The organism is Sphingomonas sp. KC8 (assembly GCF_002151445.1).
Lineage (GTDB): Bacteria > Pseudomonadota > Alphaproteobacteria > Sphingomonadales > Sphingomonadaceae > Sphingomonas_E.
The window spans coordinates 1,372,876-1,386,898 of sequence record NZ_CP016306.1 but is presented as its reverse complement, the minus strand read 5'-3'; the positions used below and the strand labels follow the sequence as shown (position 1 = coordinate 1,386,898).

General features: G+C 61.5%; 10 protein-coding genes. 2 read left to right on the top strand and 8 right to left on the bottom strand.

Annotated features, from left to right (window positions below):
• Positions 1-204: 204 nt before the first annotated feature.
• Complete coding sequence (locus KC8_RS06475) at positions 205-1,857, top strand: tannase/feruloyl esterase family alpha/beta hydrolase (protein ID WP_232455688.1); 1,653 nt, start codon at positions 205-207, stop codon at positions 1,855-1,857.
• A 239-nt stretch (positions 1,858-2,096) separates the two neighbouring features.
• On the top strand, positions 2,097-3,371 hold the full coding sequence (locus KC8_RS06470) for a GntR family transcriptional regulator (protein WP_083831208.1): 1,275 nt from the start codon (positions 2,097-2,099) through the stop codon (positions 3,369-3,371).
• Positions 3,372-3,382: 11 nt separating this feature from the next.
• Here the strand turns inward: KC8_RS06470 and KC8_RS06465 are convergent, their stop codons facing one another.
• The 8 genes from KC8_RS06465 to KC8_RS06430 form a co-directional block, all read right to left on the bottom strand.
• Complete coding sequence (locus KC8_RS06465) at positions 3,383-5,437, bottom strand: tannase/feruloyl esterase family alpha/beta hydrolase (protein ID WP_010124884.1); 2,055 nt, start codon at positions 5,435-5,437, stop codon at positions 3,383-3,385.
• A gap of 49 nt (positions 5,438-5,486) precedes the next feature.
• Complete coding sequence (locus tag KC8_RS06460; RefSeq protein ID WP_010124886.1) at positions 5,487-6,926, bottom strand: amidase; 1,440 nt, start codon at positions 6,924-6,926, stop codon at positions 5,487-5,489.
• 42 nt (positions 6,927-6,968) lie between these two features.
• Positions 6,969-9,284 carry a TonB-dependent receptor gene (locus tag KC8_RS06455; protein WP_083831209.1) on the bottom strand — a complete coding sequence of 772 codons (2,316 nt, stop codon included), beginning with the start codon at positions 9,282-9,284 and terminating at the stop codon, positions 6,969-6,971.
• A 269-nt stretch (positions 9,285-9,553) separates the two neighbouring features.
• The gene (locus tag KC8_RS06450; RefSeq protein WP_010124888.1) at positions 9,554-9,985 is read right to left on the bottom strand and encodes a MaoC/PaaZ C-terminal domain-containing protein; all 432 of its coding nucleotides are present in this window, start codon (positions 9,983-9,985) and stop codon (positions 9,554-9,556) included.
• Positions 9,986-10,163: 178 nt separating this feature from the next.
• Positions 10,164-11,393 (bottom strand): acyl-CoA dehydrogenase family protein, encoded by a 1,230-nt coding sequence (locus KC8_RS06445; RefSeq protein ID WP_010124889.1) that lies wholly within the window; start codon positions 11,391-11,393, stop codon positions 10,164-10,166.
• Complete coding sequence (locus KC8_RS06440; RefSeq protein WP_010124890.1) at positions 11,393-12,034, bottom strand: TetR/AcrR family transcriptional regulator; 642 nt, start codon at positions 12,032-12,034, stop codon at positions 11,393-11,395. The genes KC8_RS06445 and KC8_RS06440 overlap by 1 nt, the downstream gene beginning before the upstream one ends.
• Positions 12,031-12,843 (bottom strand): SDR family NAD(P)-dependent oxidoreductase, encoded by an 813-nt coding sequence (locus tag KC8_RS06435; RefSeq protein ID WP_010124891.1) that lies wholly within the window; start codon positions 12,841-12,843, stop codon positions 12,031-12,033. Before KC8_RS06435 ends, KC8_RS06440 begins: the two co-directional genes overlap by 4 nt.
• Complete coding sequence (locus tag KC8_RS06430) at positions 12,840-14,018, bottom strand: NAD(P)/FAD-dependent oxidoreductase (RefSeq protein WP_010124893.1); 1,179 nt, start codon at positions 14,016-14,018, stop codon at positions 12,840-12,842. The genes KC8_RS06435 and KC8_RS06430 overlap by 4 nt, the downstream gene beginning before the upstream one ends.
• Between the last annotated feature and the right edge of the window lie 5 nt (positions 14,019-14,023).

The following is a 14,023-nucleotide window of genomic DNA, read 5'->3' as shown; positions in this document are numbered from 1 at the left end:
TCGTTGCGGTTCTTGCAAACCGGACTCGCCTCTGGGGCGCCAGAGGCGCTTTGCAATCTGTCCGGGCCATTCGCGCTGCGGGAGTCATCAGGCTGACAATCAATTCAGCCGACTTTTTTGCACGCACACCACCACTAGCCTGCCCCCGGCGCGGAATTCCGCCAGGCAGACTGAGGGAGTGGCATGCGAAAGGACTTGTTTGTGATGCTGGCAGCCGGCGCGGTGGTCTCGGCCACTTCTACGGCTTGGGCAGAGGAAGCGGCGGACGCGCGAAAATGCGAAGTCTCGTCCATCCAGGCTATGGCACCCGACGACACGACGATTGTCTCCGCCACTCCGACCGCAGCGCCTGTCCCGCACTGTCGGATTGAGGGTTTCGTCACCACGACGAACCCCGGGCCGAACAAGGTCAATTTCCGCCTGCAGTTGCCCGACACGGGATGGAAAAACCGATATTATTTCATAGGGATGGGGGCGGCGGCGGGCTACGTGCCCTCGGACTCCCAGATTCCGCCAGGCAATCCACTGTATAAAGGATATGCCGTTGCCGGGACGGACACCGGACACCAAGCCCATATGGTGGACTGGAGCTTTCTCAGAAAGAACGAGGCGCAGGCTGTCGACCATGTCCATCGCGGCGCTCATGTCGTGGCGGTCGCTACGCAGAAGATAACCAAGGACTATTACGACGCGGCCGGCATGTACCGCTATCACTCGGGCTGCTCGGGTGGCGGCCGTATGGGGGTGATGGCGATCGAGCGCCACCCGGAGGACTTTGATGGCGTCCTGCTTGGTGCACCAGGGGGCCGGAGCAGTGCAACAATGCTGAAGTTCATAGCCGCAGCGCGCGAGATGTCGCGCGAGCCAGGGGCATGGGTATCGCCGGCCAAGTTCGCCATGGTCGACAAGAAGGTCACCGCTGCCTGCGATGGGCTTGATGGAGCCAAGGACGACATCATCGCCGATCCGCGCGAGTGCAAATTCGACGTGGCGAAGTTGGCTTGTTCGGGTGCCGATGGACCCGAGTGCCTGACTCAGCCTGAAATCAGGACGATAAAGGCCATTCTGGCCGGTCCGCAGGGGCCCAATGGAAAGCTCACGGAAGGCTTTCCGATCTCGAACATGAGCACCTGGCCCAGCTTCCTCGGCCAGACACCTCCACCCTGGTCGCCCGAGCCCACCATCGAGAACCTGAGGAAGAGCCCAAGTGGATATGTGATCGGCGATTCGCTGGCACGGGTGTATTTCGGCCCGGATTATGACGCATTGAAGCAGTTCGACTTCAAGGATCCCAAACAAATCAATGCATGGTGGGAGGCCGCGAAGAGGTTCGATTATGGCCAGCCTTATCCGGCAGAACTCGGCGGCTTCAGCAAGGCCGGCGGAAAGCTCCTGTTGTGGAACGGGGTGAGTGATTCCTGCTGCTCGGACATCGAACTCGAGCAATATTATAACGATGCTGGCAAGAAGCTTCCCGGTGGGAAGGCAGAGCTCGAAGAGTTCGTTCGGTTCTACAGGGTTCCCGGCATGGCGCATTGCGGCGGCGGGACGGGGCCCCAGGATGCGCCCGACCAGATGCTCGATGCCCTGGTCGCTTGGGTCGAACAAGGCAAGGTGCCTCAGTCAATCGTCACCCATCGCGGCGCGGAGAGGGTCCAGATGCAATTTGCAGACCCCCAAACCAAGGTTGTTTCGGGCGTGATGGTGCCGCCGCCGGCGGGCGCCGCGCGGGACTTCCTTCTCTGCCCGCATCCTCAGGTTGCGAGGTTCAACCAATCAACGGAGAAAGGCGCCGTCGACAACGCTGCCAACTGGTCCTGTGTGTCACCGGCGAAAAAGACGGCCAGCCATAATTGACCGGTCGCAGGCTCGCGGCGGCCGCATGCTCGACGCCGCGCGCCTGCGAACCACGTCCATTGCGCACCCGAGTTATCAGCAGCGGTCACCAACCGTGAAGCTGATATGCGCTGACGAAGCGCAGCATCCACCAACCGCATTTCCAGCCTGTTACCTGTCGTTCGTCAGGATTTTTCCACGCTGATTGCGGCTAGCGTGCGCGCAGCAGGAAAAATCCTGGAAGAGGATGGGGGCTGCGGATGGAGATCAGGTTTGACTGGCCGAAAATCTATACATCCGTCCTGGCGGAGAGATCGGCTCCAGTAAAAATGGCGTCGGCCGCCGTCGCCCGCATTGAGGACGACATTCGCCGCAGCGCCGGTCCCCCAGGTGGCTTGTTCGGAACCGGGCCGGAGATCTGCGAGCGCTATGGCCTGAGGCGCGAAACGTTGCTTGAGGCTGTGCGGATCCTGGAGGACAGGGGCATTGCCCGGATGCGTCGCGGTCCGGGAGGAGGCCTGATCGTTATGGAGGCACCCCGAACAGATATAGCGGTGGCGTTGGCGCGCTACTTCGTTTTTGTTGGTTTGTCTGACGAGCAGGCTTCGGATGCGCAGAAAGCCATCTGGCTGCTGCATCGCCATGACATAGCGGCCCGTGCTGGCACGACCGAAGCGTTTATCGCCGATTTTCGCAACATGCTGGCATCGGGGAAAACACCGCTTCATTCGCTGGACAACTCGGCCCGTCCATCTCTGCTTTCGCTCAACCGGTCGATCCGTCCATTTGCAGAAGCGCTCGACAAGCTCGCCGAGCATCGCGAGCGTGCCGTCACCTTGCTCTATAATCCACCGTCGGCAGGCTCGGACACATGTAGTGCAGGACTGGCCGGCTTTGTCGCCGAACTCCTGATCGCGGAAATCGGCCGACGGCGGCAAAAAGGCGAATTTCGCGTCGGCTTCGAGCTCGATCTCGCCGACCGCTTCGGCGTTAGCCGACAGGTTTTGCGGCAAGCCATGCGGCTGCTGGAGGATCGGGGTGTGGTCAGATGTGAACGCGGCCGCAGCGGCGGGATCATGGCGACGACCGTCCACCCCCCGGGGGTGATCGAGCGGATCGCCGACCATTATGCGCAAGTCCAGCTTATCGAGCGCGATTTCCGCCCGACCTTGTCCATGCTCGGCCGCCTCAACCGGCTCCTTGTGGCGTGCAAGGCGGAGCAGGCCGATTGGGACGAGATCGGTCAATTGATCGGATTGCAGAAATGGGAGGATCCCACATCTCACATGATGCGGATCCATCTCGAATGGCGAGTGCTGGACAACCCGGTATTGAGCCTCCTCGAACAGGTCCTGTCAGCGTACCGAGCTCGCCGTGCGGGCAATGCGACGTTACTCGCGGTTAGCGATCTCGAAGCATTGCGTTGCAGTGTGTTTGGCAATTTCGACTGTCTCAGGTCCGGCAACCTCGTGGCGGCCGACGAACATTTTGACACGCTCAACGGCCAGATCACGGAGTTGCTCGGACATCATTGAGCCGCGATCTGTCAGCTAACGACCACGCGAACGCGGGCGAGGTTGGGTATTTGGCGATGTGGTGTGGCGACGTCGCCGTCGCGTTGCGCGATCACGCGAACGCTCGGGAAATATGTGCCGGCCTTTGCATAAGCATGAGTGGTGGAAAGCCGGATTGCGGTCGAGGTCGCGTCCACACCATCCTGCGCGACAGGAAATGTGCCGCTGCCATCCAGGTCCCATTCGACGCGCACAATGGTTCCTGCGTTTGGTGGTACCTCGGCCACAACGACGAGCGTGACGGGCTCGTCTACTTTAACGTCCGCGCGCGATGCGCCGTTTGCCGAGGCAGCGACCACCGGCTGAATTCCGCCGCGGTCCTTAGCTTCCGGAGGCAGTGTCAGCTTGCCCCCCGCGTATTGATATTGGCTGGCAGGCGGCACGTCACCCTCTTCTACCCAGGCGACTAGGTCGGCGAGGCCCTGTTCGATCACGCCGGAATAGTTGATCAGGCGCGATGAAGGCGAAGGAAAGATGCTGGACGGCAGGAATGCCGGCGGGATGTGCTCTGCATTTTCCACCCATTGGAGACGGAAGTTGTCGGGGTTCCCGTGCCGGCTGACATTCTCGGCGTACAGGATCGCCTGGTCGGGCCACAACGAGGTGTCGTGGGTGTGCTGCATGTAGAGCAGCTTGCCTTCGAACTGCGCGGAGTAATGGCCGCCAAATGGAGTCGGCACGCAGATGGGCCGGCGCTGCGGGAAAATCGGCGCGTTGTCGACAATGACCTGGTCGAAACCTTTCTCGCCGGCAATGATATGATGTCGGTGCCAATGGCAGTAAGCGAGAAACGCGTCATTATCCACCTCGACGCTGTCACCGGGTTCGATATCGGCAGCCTTGGCGTTGCCGTCAGCACCAAAACCGTCAAGCAGGAGTGTGTCCCCAAAAAGGCCGGTGACATAGAGCTGGCGATCGGCCGCGTTGCCACTGGTCACCCTGACTCCGGCGCCCGGCAGATAGCCCTGTGGCGCTCCTGCCAGGCGAATCGCGATTGGCTTCTCGGGCGGGGACATGACCGCCATGAACGAACTGGCCTCACCCGCGGCGGGGCCTCCACGCATGACCTCGGCGGCAATGTCGCCGGCGATACGCACTTCGCCGACCTTGGTTTCGAAGCGTACGATGCGGTCGCCCTCGAACAGATGAGGCGTGTCGTGGCCGGCATAGCCCTTCTCGTTCCAGAAGGCGTGGACATAGTCCGGATCCTGACGCTTCCAGTCGTCGGCGTTCCAGCACCACATTGCGGCCTGACCCATAGGCTGGGCGATCATATATTCGGCACCCCGGGGGAAGCCGAGGCGATATAGGTCAGCAAGCGCTTCGCGCTCGTATGTGGTCAGGCCTTCGAACGGATTGCCGCTACCGCCGGGTTCCATCGCATCGATGACGCTGGCAAGCTTGTCGCCGAGGAGCCGTCGGACGTTGAACATCGCCCCGAATCCGGTTGGCTGCACGCTCTCGATGGGCTCGTCGGCTTTTCCAGGGGCCACGGGACCGCCCCCCATGAAGGGCAGGGCACCATCATAGATATCGGCAGCATTTTCGAGGCAGAGGGGTGAGCGGCGGGCACCGCCGCTCCCGCCATAGACATAGCCATGATGGGGCGGGCGGCCATAATGCAGGGTCGCAAGATGTTTGGCAAAGCGGGCGGACTCCGCGCTCGCGCGATATCCGTATAGGCCCGGATCGTTGCCGGCACGCTGATCGAGGTCGTTGCCAAAATGGCCCTGGTTGGACTCAAGCATATATCCGCCTAGACGGAAGCAGGCTTCGACCCCGCCAAGGACCCCGGCAAGCGGGCCAACGAAGGCGAACTCGGTGCCGCCGAGGCCCCCACCCAAAGGCTGGAAGAAGCGCCCCTGATAGACCGGCTTATCCGGGAAATAGATCGCAAACCGCGTATCGGTATTCTCGAAGCCGCCATGAACATAGCGATGCGAGGATGGCTGTTCACGCCGCTCGTCCACATCGATGAATGGCTTGCCGAAATAAGGATCGGTGCCCTGATAGTCGTCGATAACCACGGTTGGCTCTCCATCCGATTGAAGCGTTTCAAGAAAGGGCGCAGACCGGTCAGCTGACGGGCGGGCGCTCAAGTCTTGGGAAGGCGCGCTGATAGGCATTCGCGACGCGGAAGATCGTCGCCTCGCTTCCGGGCGGGCCGGCGACCTGAAGGCCGACCGGGAACCCGTCGATGAATCCGCAAGGTATCGAAATTGCCGGAAATTTGAGCCAATTGAACATATCGGTGTGGCTGCAATAGGAGCCCATGAAGCTGCCGCCGGGATAGGATGGACCGGCCGTCGTCCATGCCGCCTCCCATTCGTCGATAGGCCGGGTGATGCGCTGCGACGTGGCCGATAGAATGACGTCGTGGGTCCGGAACAGTTTGTGGAAGCGATCCCAGTTGCGCCCCCGTGCCTCGAACCCGGCCTGGAGCGTTTCGGCCGAAGGGGCGGGGAGGCCAGCTGTCGGATAGAAAGCGAGCCACTGTGCCATGCGCCCTGGCATGATGTCGTCCCAGACCTCGCGTGTTTCCTCGACGGTCGCGCCAAGTCCCTCGAATTTTTGGGCCTCAGCGCGGACGAGCGCGATAACGCGGGGGCTTTCGGGTGCTGCGTACCGATCGGTGAAGCCGAAATCGTCGGTCCACGCGCAGCGCAGGCCGGCTACCCCGTCCTCGATGTGCGCGAGAAAGTTGTCGGGCTGCGTCTGAAGCGAAAACGGGTCCCGCCCGTCGGGGCCTGCCATCACCTGGGTGATGAGCGCGGCATCACGCACGTCGCGCGTCAGGGGGCCGACGGTTATTCCGGCAGGCGGTCTCGGCCTTTCATAGTCGAGCTCGGGAATGAGCCCGGCCGTCGGGTGGAAGCCGACGATGCCGCTATAGGCAGCGGGAAGACGGGTTGATCCACCGCCATCGGAGCCGATCGCGAAAGGTAGCATGCCGGCCGCGACCGCAGCCGCGCCCCCCGAACTGGACCATCCAGGAACGTGACGCGTGTCCCATGGATTGCGAGCCTCGGCGTCCCAGTTGAAGGGTGTGAACAATCCTTCGCCCGCCAGCGTGCCTCCGCCCCCCGCACCGAGCATGCTGTTGGTGCCAAAAATGATGGCACCAGCCTTGCGAATCCTCTCCACCCCAAAATGATCGCACTTGGCGACGGCCGCGGGCGTATCGCCCAGTTGATGGCCGCGCAGCCCCGCAACCGGCACATGGTCCTTGATCGCTGTAGGCACGCCATGCAGCGGCCCCGGAAGCTCGCCGCGGGCCAGGCTGGCATCCGCAGCATGTGCTGCCGCGAGCGCGCCTTCCCGGTCGAGCTCGGAATACACGTGTAATTCTGGATCAAGCTTGTCGGCACGCTCGAGGAAATATTGTGTGACCTCAACTGCGGTCACGTCCTTGCGCGCGATCGCGTCGCGGATACGTTCCGCCGACCACCAGCGCAGGTCATCTGCAGCGGGCGCGGGCGATCCGTCGCCGGCACGGCGTTGTACTGGCTCATTCATCAGTGGGACCTCCGTCAAATTTTGTAGCGCGCTGTCGGTCGACTAGAAGTCGAAGCGAAACTCCACTCCGAACATCCGCGGTTCGCCATAGAGATAGGCCACAGTACCGAATTGGGTCGGCAGCTGGTTGTTACCGCCGACGATATAGGTCTTGTCGGTGATGTTCTTGACGAAGATGGCAGCGCTCAGACTCGTGTCCATGATGTCATGCCAGTCGGCCCGCAGGTCGATCCTGGTATAGCCAGGCGCGGTCGCACCCGGCACGCTCAGCGCGGCCACGGGGTTGCCATTGGGGCGATTGACAGGGTCGAACGCAATCAGGCTCTGATAATAGATATTGGACTGAATGCTGATCTTGCCGATTTCATCGCTGGTGGGGATGGATACTCGCGGCGTGACGTTGAGCTGGTGCTTGGGTGAGTTGGGAAAACGGCTGTTGCTCAGATCACCGAGGCCGGGATCGATATACTCGTCATATTCTGCATCGAGGTAAGTGTATTTGAGGTCGATACTGAAAATGCTGCCGGCGGCCACGGCAAGATCGACGTCCACGCCCTTGATGTTGCCCGCGGCCGCATTGCGCGTCACCGTCGATGCCGGGATCGTGTTGAGATTAACGAAGCGCTGGATGTCCTTATAGTCGTCGTAGAAGAAGTCGAGATTGGCGCGTATCGCCCAATCTCCGGACCCCCATTTGCTTTTAATGCCGATCTCATAGTCAGTGACGGTTTCAGGCCGGAAGAACTGATCGGCGGGATTGAGTGCCGTCGAATTGAAACCGCCGGACTTGTAGCCCCGTCGCACGGTGGCATATGCGTTGAGGTCGGGCGTGAACTCGTAGAGCGCCGCGAGATTCCAGGTGGTAGCCTTGAAAGTGGCCTCGTTGGCGCTCGGCGCACCTGCGGGCAACGGGAATGGAATGTCGGGAATGAGGATTTTGGTGCCTTCTGTCGAGGTCGACCGGAAATCCTTGGTACGCCGAATACCAGCGGTCAGCGTCAAACCGTCAAGAGGCCTGAGGTTGGCCTCGCCATAAAAGGCCTTGCTCGTGTTGAGGCTGCCGCCGCTGATGACGAATGCACGGATCGGGCCGAGATAGCCTGCGGGGAGCAGCCCCGGGATCGGCGGTAGCTGGACATATTGGACGGTATCAAAGCCAACACTTCCGGCCGGCGACTTGTTGCGCTCGTCATAATAGCCAGCAACCACATCGACGATGTCGAAATTACCGCGAAGCTGGATTTCTTCGGTCCGTTGCGTAATCCAGTTCCCCTGGAAAGGATTGCTAACATTCAGGATCGGAAGATCTGTCCCGTCGATATCGTAATTTGTCTCCATCTGATACCAACGGTAACTGAAGATATTCTTCAGACTGATGTCGTCCGTCATGTCGAGCGTCGTGGAGTTCAGGACACCGCGCGACTTGAACCCGTTGCTCAGGGGAAAGTCGACATCGATGATCCGAGGGCCCCGCGCCTGCTGGGCGGCGAGCGCGGCGGTCAGTTGCGGCAGGAGCGGCGGCTGGGTCGGTGTGCTTGCCGAGAAGACGGGGTTGGTCGCGGTGAAACCGCCAATGGACGCGCCCGATCCTGCCTCCTCGATCGACGTGTATTCGAAGAGGGTATAATTTTCGAAGCGCTCCGACGGGGTCAGGAGGAGACTGACACGGAAGGACTTCCTGTCCTCGGCGTCCGTCCGACTGTCATTGAACAGGTTCTTGGTGAATCCCTCCCGATTGAGAAACTGCCCTGCAAAGCGCAGCATCACCTTGTCTGGAACGATCGCACCACCGACGGCGAATTCCACATCACGGCGCTCATATTCGCCGATCCGAAAGTTGAAGAAGCCGTCAAGATCGTTGGTTGGACGTTTCGGAACGAAGAGGATTGCGCCGCCCGTGGTATTGCGGCCGAACAGCGTGCCCTGCGGACCCTTCAAAACCTGCACATTCTCCAGGTCGTAGAATGTTGTCGAGAAATCGGGCACTTCGGCGAAATAGGCGACAACGCCCGGTGAATTCTGGCCGAAAGTGCGCCCCTGTCCGCGGATCGAGAAGGTCGTATCGTTTCGATTGGAGGCCGTATTCTGAACACTCAGACCCGCCGCGACGAGGGGCAGGTCGTTGGCGGTCTTGACGTTGCGCTCATTGAGCATCCGGTCGTCGACCGCGATGATTGAAAGAGGAACATCCTGCAGGTTCTCGGCCTGACGGCGGGCTGTAACGATGATATCGGCCGTGGCCTCCGAAGCATTTTGCGATGTCCCGGATGTCTCAGTCTGAGCCGCCGCTTCGTTTGCTGCAATGCTCAAGAGGGCACTCAAGCTCGCGGCCAACCCGTGCCGTAGACGCAATCCCATCAGCTATCCTCCTGCTTCGCGGCCTTATATTCTCGTATGCCGCCCCCCATGGAGCCGGTGATCTGCCGCTGCAGGTCTCTGACCGACCGCGCGCCCCGGCTGTCCCAAGGCTAGCGTGGTTTGGTTGGCTAAATAGTCGGCCAATTTGACGGCGGTCCCAGATGCGGATCGGATGGAGCACTGGCACGGGACCGATGGAGTTGCTCGCTGATACCGGTCAACTTCCGGCAGAACTGGCCTGGCCTGTTTCTGCGGGAAGTTGACCGGTATCAGCGATAGACGAGATTGAGCGCGGTCAGCGTCATCACCGTCTCACCGTCCTGATTGCTCATGAGATAGGCCATCGTCACGAGGCCTCGCTCCGCTTGCGTGCTTGATGGTCGCATGGCGACGATTTCGGATCGGAGGCGGAGCCGCTCCCCCGCGCTGACGGCGCGAACGAACTTCACATTCTCCATTCCGACGCCGCATTGATAGGCGATGTCGCCATTGATGGCGTGATCGATCCGGCGCCACAATGAGATGAGGTGGGCGCCGCTGGCAATGAGTCCGCCAAAGGGCGAGGCCTTTGCGGCGTCGGGATCAATATGAAACCATTGTGGGTCGAACTGCTCCGCAAACGCTCGGATTGCGTGTTCCGTGAGTTCGACGAATTCGGATTGGCGGGTTTCACCGACGCTCAGCTCATCGAATTTGCGCACGGCTCTCTTGTCCTGAAGAGTTCGGATGGAGGCTCGCCGGACCGATGCCGGGTTCAATCCTGTGGTTTCGCCAAAACACTTGGGGCAGTCGCACGTTGATGAATGAAGAAGGGACCGTCTTCACGTGGTGAGGACGGTCCCAGTTCATGCCGCGGGAGGAGAATGCGGCAATACTGTTTCAGTAGGCGCCTGGCGGTGTGATGTTGTCGACGCCGAGCCGGGTGCGGCCGAAGATCTCGTAGCCCAGCATGGGAATGTTCTGGACGTGGCGAAGTCCGACATGGATGTCGCGCCAGAAGCGGCTGATTGGTTTGTCGAGCGCGAAGGCTGAGGAGCCGGAAATGAACATCAGCGCCTCGATCGAGCTGTGCACCAATTCGACGATCTGGCTGCACTGGGCCTTGTGCTTGGCGCGCTCTGCGAAGCTGAACTCGCGTCCCGTCAGGCCGACATCATCCAGCGTGCCGGTAGCGTCGAGAAGCAGAAGGCGAGCGGTGCCAAGCTGGGCCGCAACGCGCCCGAGATCATGGAGAACCACGCCCGAGTCGGTGCGCTTCTGGTAGGTGGTTGTGACGATCGGCTTCTTGGTGGATTCTGCCTCGACGATCTCGAGCATCGCCTCGGCGCCGCCAACAAGCTGCGCGAGACCGGTCGCCCGAACCACCGGAACCACCGGAACACGATCCGAAGGCGCGCCATAATGTTGCTTGTTCGGTTCGACATGGCCGAACGGCTTGTCCATCATGACCATCAGATGGTCGGGAACGAAAACGTCCTTGGCGACGCTGGTGTCGGAACCGGTTCCCTGCATGCCAGTCACATACCAGCTGTCCTGAATCTCGAGCTGGCTGAACGGAATATAGACCATGTTGATGCCGGGAACGACGGGACCCTCATAGCCTTCCAGAACGACACCCGACTGGGCCCAGTCGGACTGGCGCGATCCCGAAGTGTAGGGCCACGCGCCATTGACGATCCAGCCGCCATCGACCCGCTTGGCCTTGCCAGGCGGGTTGTAGGCGCCGCAGACATATTTGGGTCCCTCGCCAAACAAGGTCGCCTGGGTGGCGTCCGACGTAAGGCTGGCGACCCAGGTCGTGCCGTTGACGATTTGCGCAACCCAGGACACCGAGGTGTCGCCCTTGGCAAGTTCCATCTGGAAGCGCGAATAGTCGCTGAAGGAAAGGCCGGCACCGCCCCAGCGCTGTGGCAGGAGCAGTGTGAGCAGACCATTCTCCTTGAGCGCCTGGTCGACGGCTGGCGTCGGTGAGCGACGGCGCTCACCTTCCGCTGCTTCCGCACGCAGAAGATCGCGGAGTTCGCGGGCCTTCGCGATATAGGTTTCGGCGACTTCCGTCGGCGCGAACTTAGTGAAGTTGCGCGTTTCAAGCTTCGCTGCGGTGGCCATCAGTTCTTCCTTTCCTTCCGGGCCGCCTCTCGGTCGGCGATCTTGAGCGCCCATTCTTCAAGGCGGTCAGGCGTGCCATCCCAGAAATCCATCCATTGCTGGCTGGCCGGGACGATCATGGTGCTGAGCTGCGCCCGAACCAGAGCTTCGACGAAGCCGTCCCGATCGATGGGCGCATGCGTAAGGGAATCGAGATAATCGAGCACCGGATCTAGCGCGTCGCGAACCGCGGCCTTGTGGCGCCCGAAATGGCTGCGAAAGAATTCGAGGTGAAAGGCCGGCTCGATCTCGAAAATCCGTTCGGGCGAACGCTCGGTCGTGAACCTGGCAAAGAAGCGCATCACCGTGCGGAAGCGCTCCATGGGATCATCGAGCCCCTGAGCCACCGCGCGAATGCCGTCCTCGAAGGAGACGCAGACGAATTCGCTGACGGCAGCCAGCACCTCGTCCTTCGAGGAGAAATAGCGGTAGAGCGTGCCGCGCGAAACGCCGCTGGCATCGCTGATGTCGCTCATCGACAGCCGTCGTGCACCGAGGTCGCCAATCGCCCGCAGGGCGCCGTCGAGGATCTTGACGACGCTCACCGGAAGCTCGCCCGGCGTGCCTTCCTTGTTGAGGTCGGACGAGGACAGGAGCTTCATGATTGAGCCTCCAGTTCAGCTAGGTTGTGGGGCACGCTGACATAGCCGGGGAGATGTTGTCCCCCATCGACGTTGATGAGTTCGCCGTTCACGAAACGCGACATCTCGGACGCGAGGAAGACTACGACGGGACCGATATCGTTTTCTGGGTCACCCGCGCGCTTGAGCGGATTGCTAGCAGTTGCCATGTCCAGGAAACCGGGAACGTCCTGTGCCAGCTGGGCGAAGACTTGGCCCATGCCCGTCGGCGCAATGGCGTTGGTGCGAATGTTGAAGCGGCCCCATTCGACAGCCGCGCTTCGCGTCAGCCCCAGGATCGCGCCCTTATTCATATTATAATCAGCGTGGAGCCATGCGCCGGTCTGGGCATCGATCGAATAGAAATTGATGATCGAGCCGCCGCCGCGCGCCCTCATGTGGGGCATCGCCGTCTGCATCGCCCACCACGTCCCCCAGGTGCCGATTTCGAGCGTCCGACGCAGCATGTCGTCAGTCTTGTTTTCGAGAAGGATGTTTGGCGACAGCAAGGAGGCGTTCGTGACAAGCGTATCGAGACCGCCAAATTCATCGACGGCGCGGCCGACCATGGCGAGGACGTCTTCTTTGACGCCCATGTCGGCCGCCATGCCGACCGCTTGGGTACCGAACTCGGCGCGAATTTCCTCGGCGACAGCGTCGGTCGCGGCGCCATCGCGCCCGGTGATGAGGAGCGACGCTCCCTCGCGGGCCATGCGCCGGGAGATGCCATAGCCCAGCCCCTTGGCGCCGCCGGTCACTATGCCAATCTTGCCTTCCAACAGCCCTGTCATGCCTGTTCCCCGCTTGTCGACAACTCGCTGAGCGAGCGGTCCAGTTCCGTCCGTTCCTGGCACTTGTCGCGGGTCAGGACGTAACCGCGAACGGCTCCGCTACGATCCCGGAATAGATATTTGAGCCCGGCCTCATCCGCCTCGCTTTCTTCCCATTCTCCATCGACGCCGAAAGGTGCCGGAAGCAGGACGACGGGGCATGCCGTGGTCTTCACCTGAACCGACAATGGCGGAAAGCGAATCTCGGTCGGTGTCCCGAGGACACTCGGTGCGATTGCGCGCGCCGCCGCCATGATCGGCGTTACATAAGCGGCAAGTCCACGCTGATACTCGGCACAATCGCCAATGGCATAGATATGCGGGTCGCTGGTGCGGCCGGTCGCATCGACCTTGATACCGCGATCGACGGCCAGCCCGCCCTCTTCGGCGAGCCTGGTATGCGGGCGAAGGCCAACCGCCGAAAGCACGGCTTCGGCCTCGATAACCGTTCCGTCGTCGAGCTCGGCCCGGACGCCTCCGTCCTGCCGATGGATCGCAGCGACCCGGCGGCCGAGATGCCAGGCGACGCCCTGCTCCTCAAGAGCGGCCTGGACAACGGCACCGACCCCTGCTGGCACCAGTTGGGCGAGGGGGTGCCCCAGCATATCGACGACGATGGGCCGGTAGCCGGTGACCGAGAGGTCATTGGCAAATTCGGTGCCGACCAGTCCTCCGCCCATGACAAGCACACGAGCGCCATCAGGCAAGGCTTCCCGGAACTTGCGATACTGATCGAGATTGTTGACCGAAAAGGCGCGATGCGCCGCGTCGCCTTCAATTTGCGGGCGCACGGGATCCGCGCCCAGTGCCAGCACCAGGGCGTCATAGGCGATCGGCCCCCCGGTCGTCAGCAACACCCGGCCGACCGTGTCGATGGCTTCGGCCTCGCGACCGGCTCGCAGATCCAGTTTCAGCTGCGCTGCTATCTTGGCGGCGGGCGTCGTGACCAGCGTATCGGCGACCTTGCCTTTGGCAAGTGCCGTCGAGAGGGCTGGTTTCGAATAGAAATGTCCATCGTCGAGCGTGACGAGGGTCAACTGGGCTTCGGGCGAGAGCCGGCGCAGTTCGCGCAGGATGCCGTAGCCGGCAAGGCCACTGCCGACGACGATGATATGGGGAGGGGCCTTGCCGGGCATCGCGA

Excerpts from the sequence above, each read along its gene's own strand:
- KC8_RS06475 (WP_232455688.1), top strand. The coding sequence starts at position 205 with ATGCTGGCAGCCGGCGCGGTGGTCTCGGCCACTTCTACGGCTTGGGCA.
- KC8_RS06470 (WP_083831208.1), top strand. The coding sequence starts at position 2,097 with ATGGAGATCAGGTTTGACTGGCCGAAAATCTATACATCCGTCCTGGCG.
- KC8_RS06460 (WP_010124886.1), bottom strand. The coding sequence starts at position 6,926 with ATGAATGAGCCAGTACAACGCCGTGCCGGCGACGGATCGCCCGCGCCC.
- KC8_RS06455 (WP_083831209.1), bottom strand. The coding sequence starts at position 9,284 with ATGGGATTGCGTCTACGGCACGGGTTGGCCGCGAGCTTGAGTGCCCTC.
- KC8_RS06445 (WP_010124889.1), bottom strand. The coding sequence starts at position 11,393 with ATGGCCACCGCAGCGAAGCTTGAAACGCGCAACTTCACTAAGTTCGCG.
- KC8_RS06440 (WP_010124890.1), bottom strand. The coding sequence starts at position 12,034 with ATGAAGCTCCTGTCCTCGTCCGACCTCAACAAGGAAGGCACGCCGGGC.
- KC8_RS06435 (WP_010124891.1), bottom strand. The coding sequence starts at position 12,843 with ATGACAGGGCTGTTGGAAGGCAAGATTGGCATAGTGACCGGCGGCGCC.
- KC8_RS06430 (WP_010124893.1), bottom strand. The coding sequence starts at position 14,018 with ATGCCCGGCAAGGCCCCTCCCCATATCATCGTCGTCGGCAGTGGCCTT.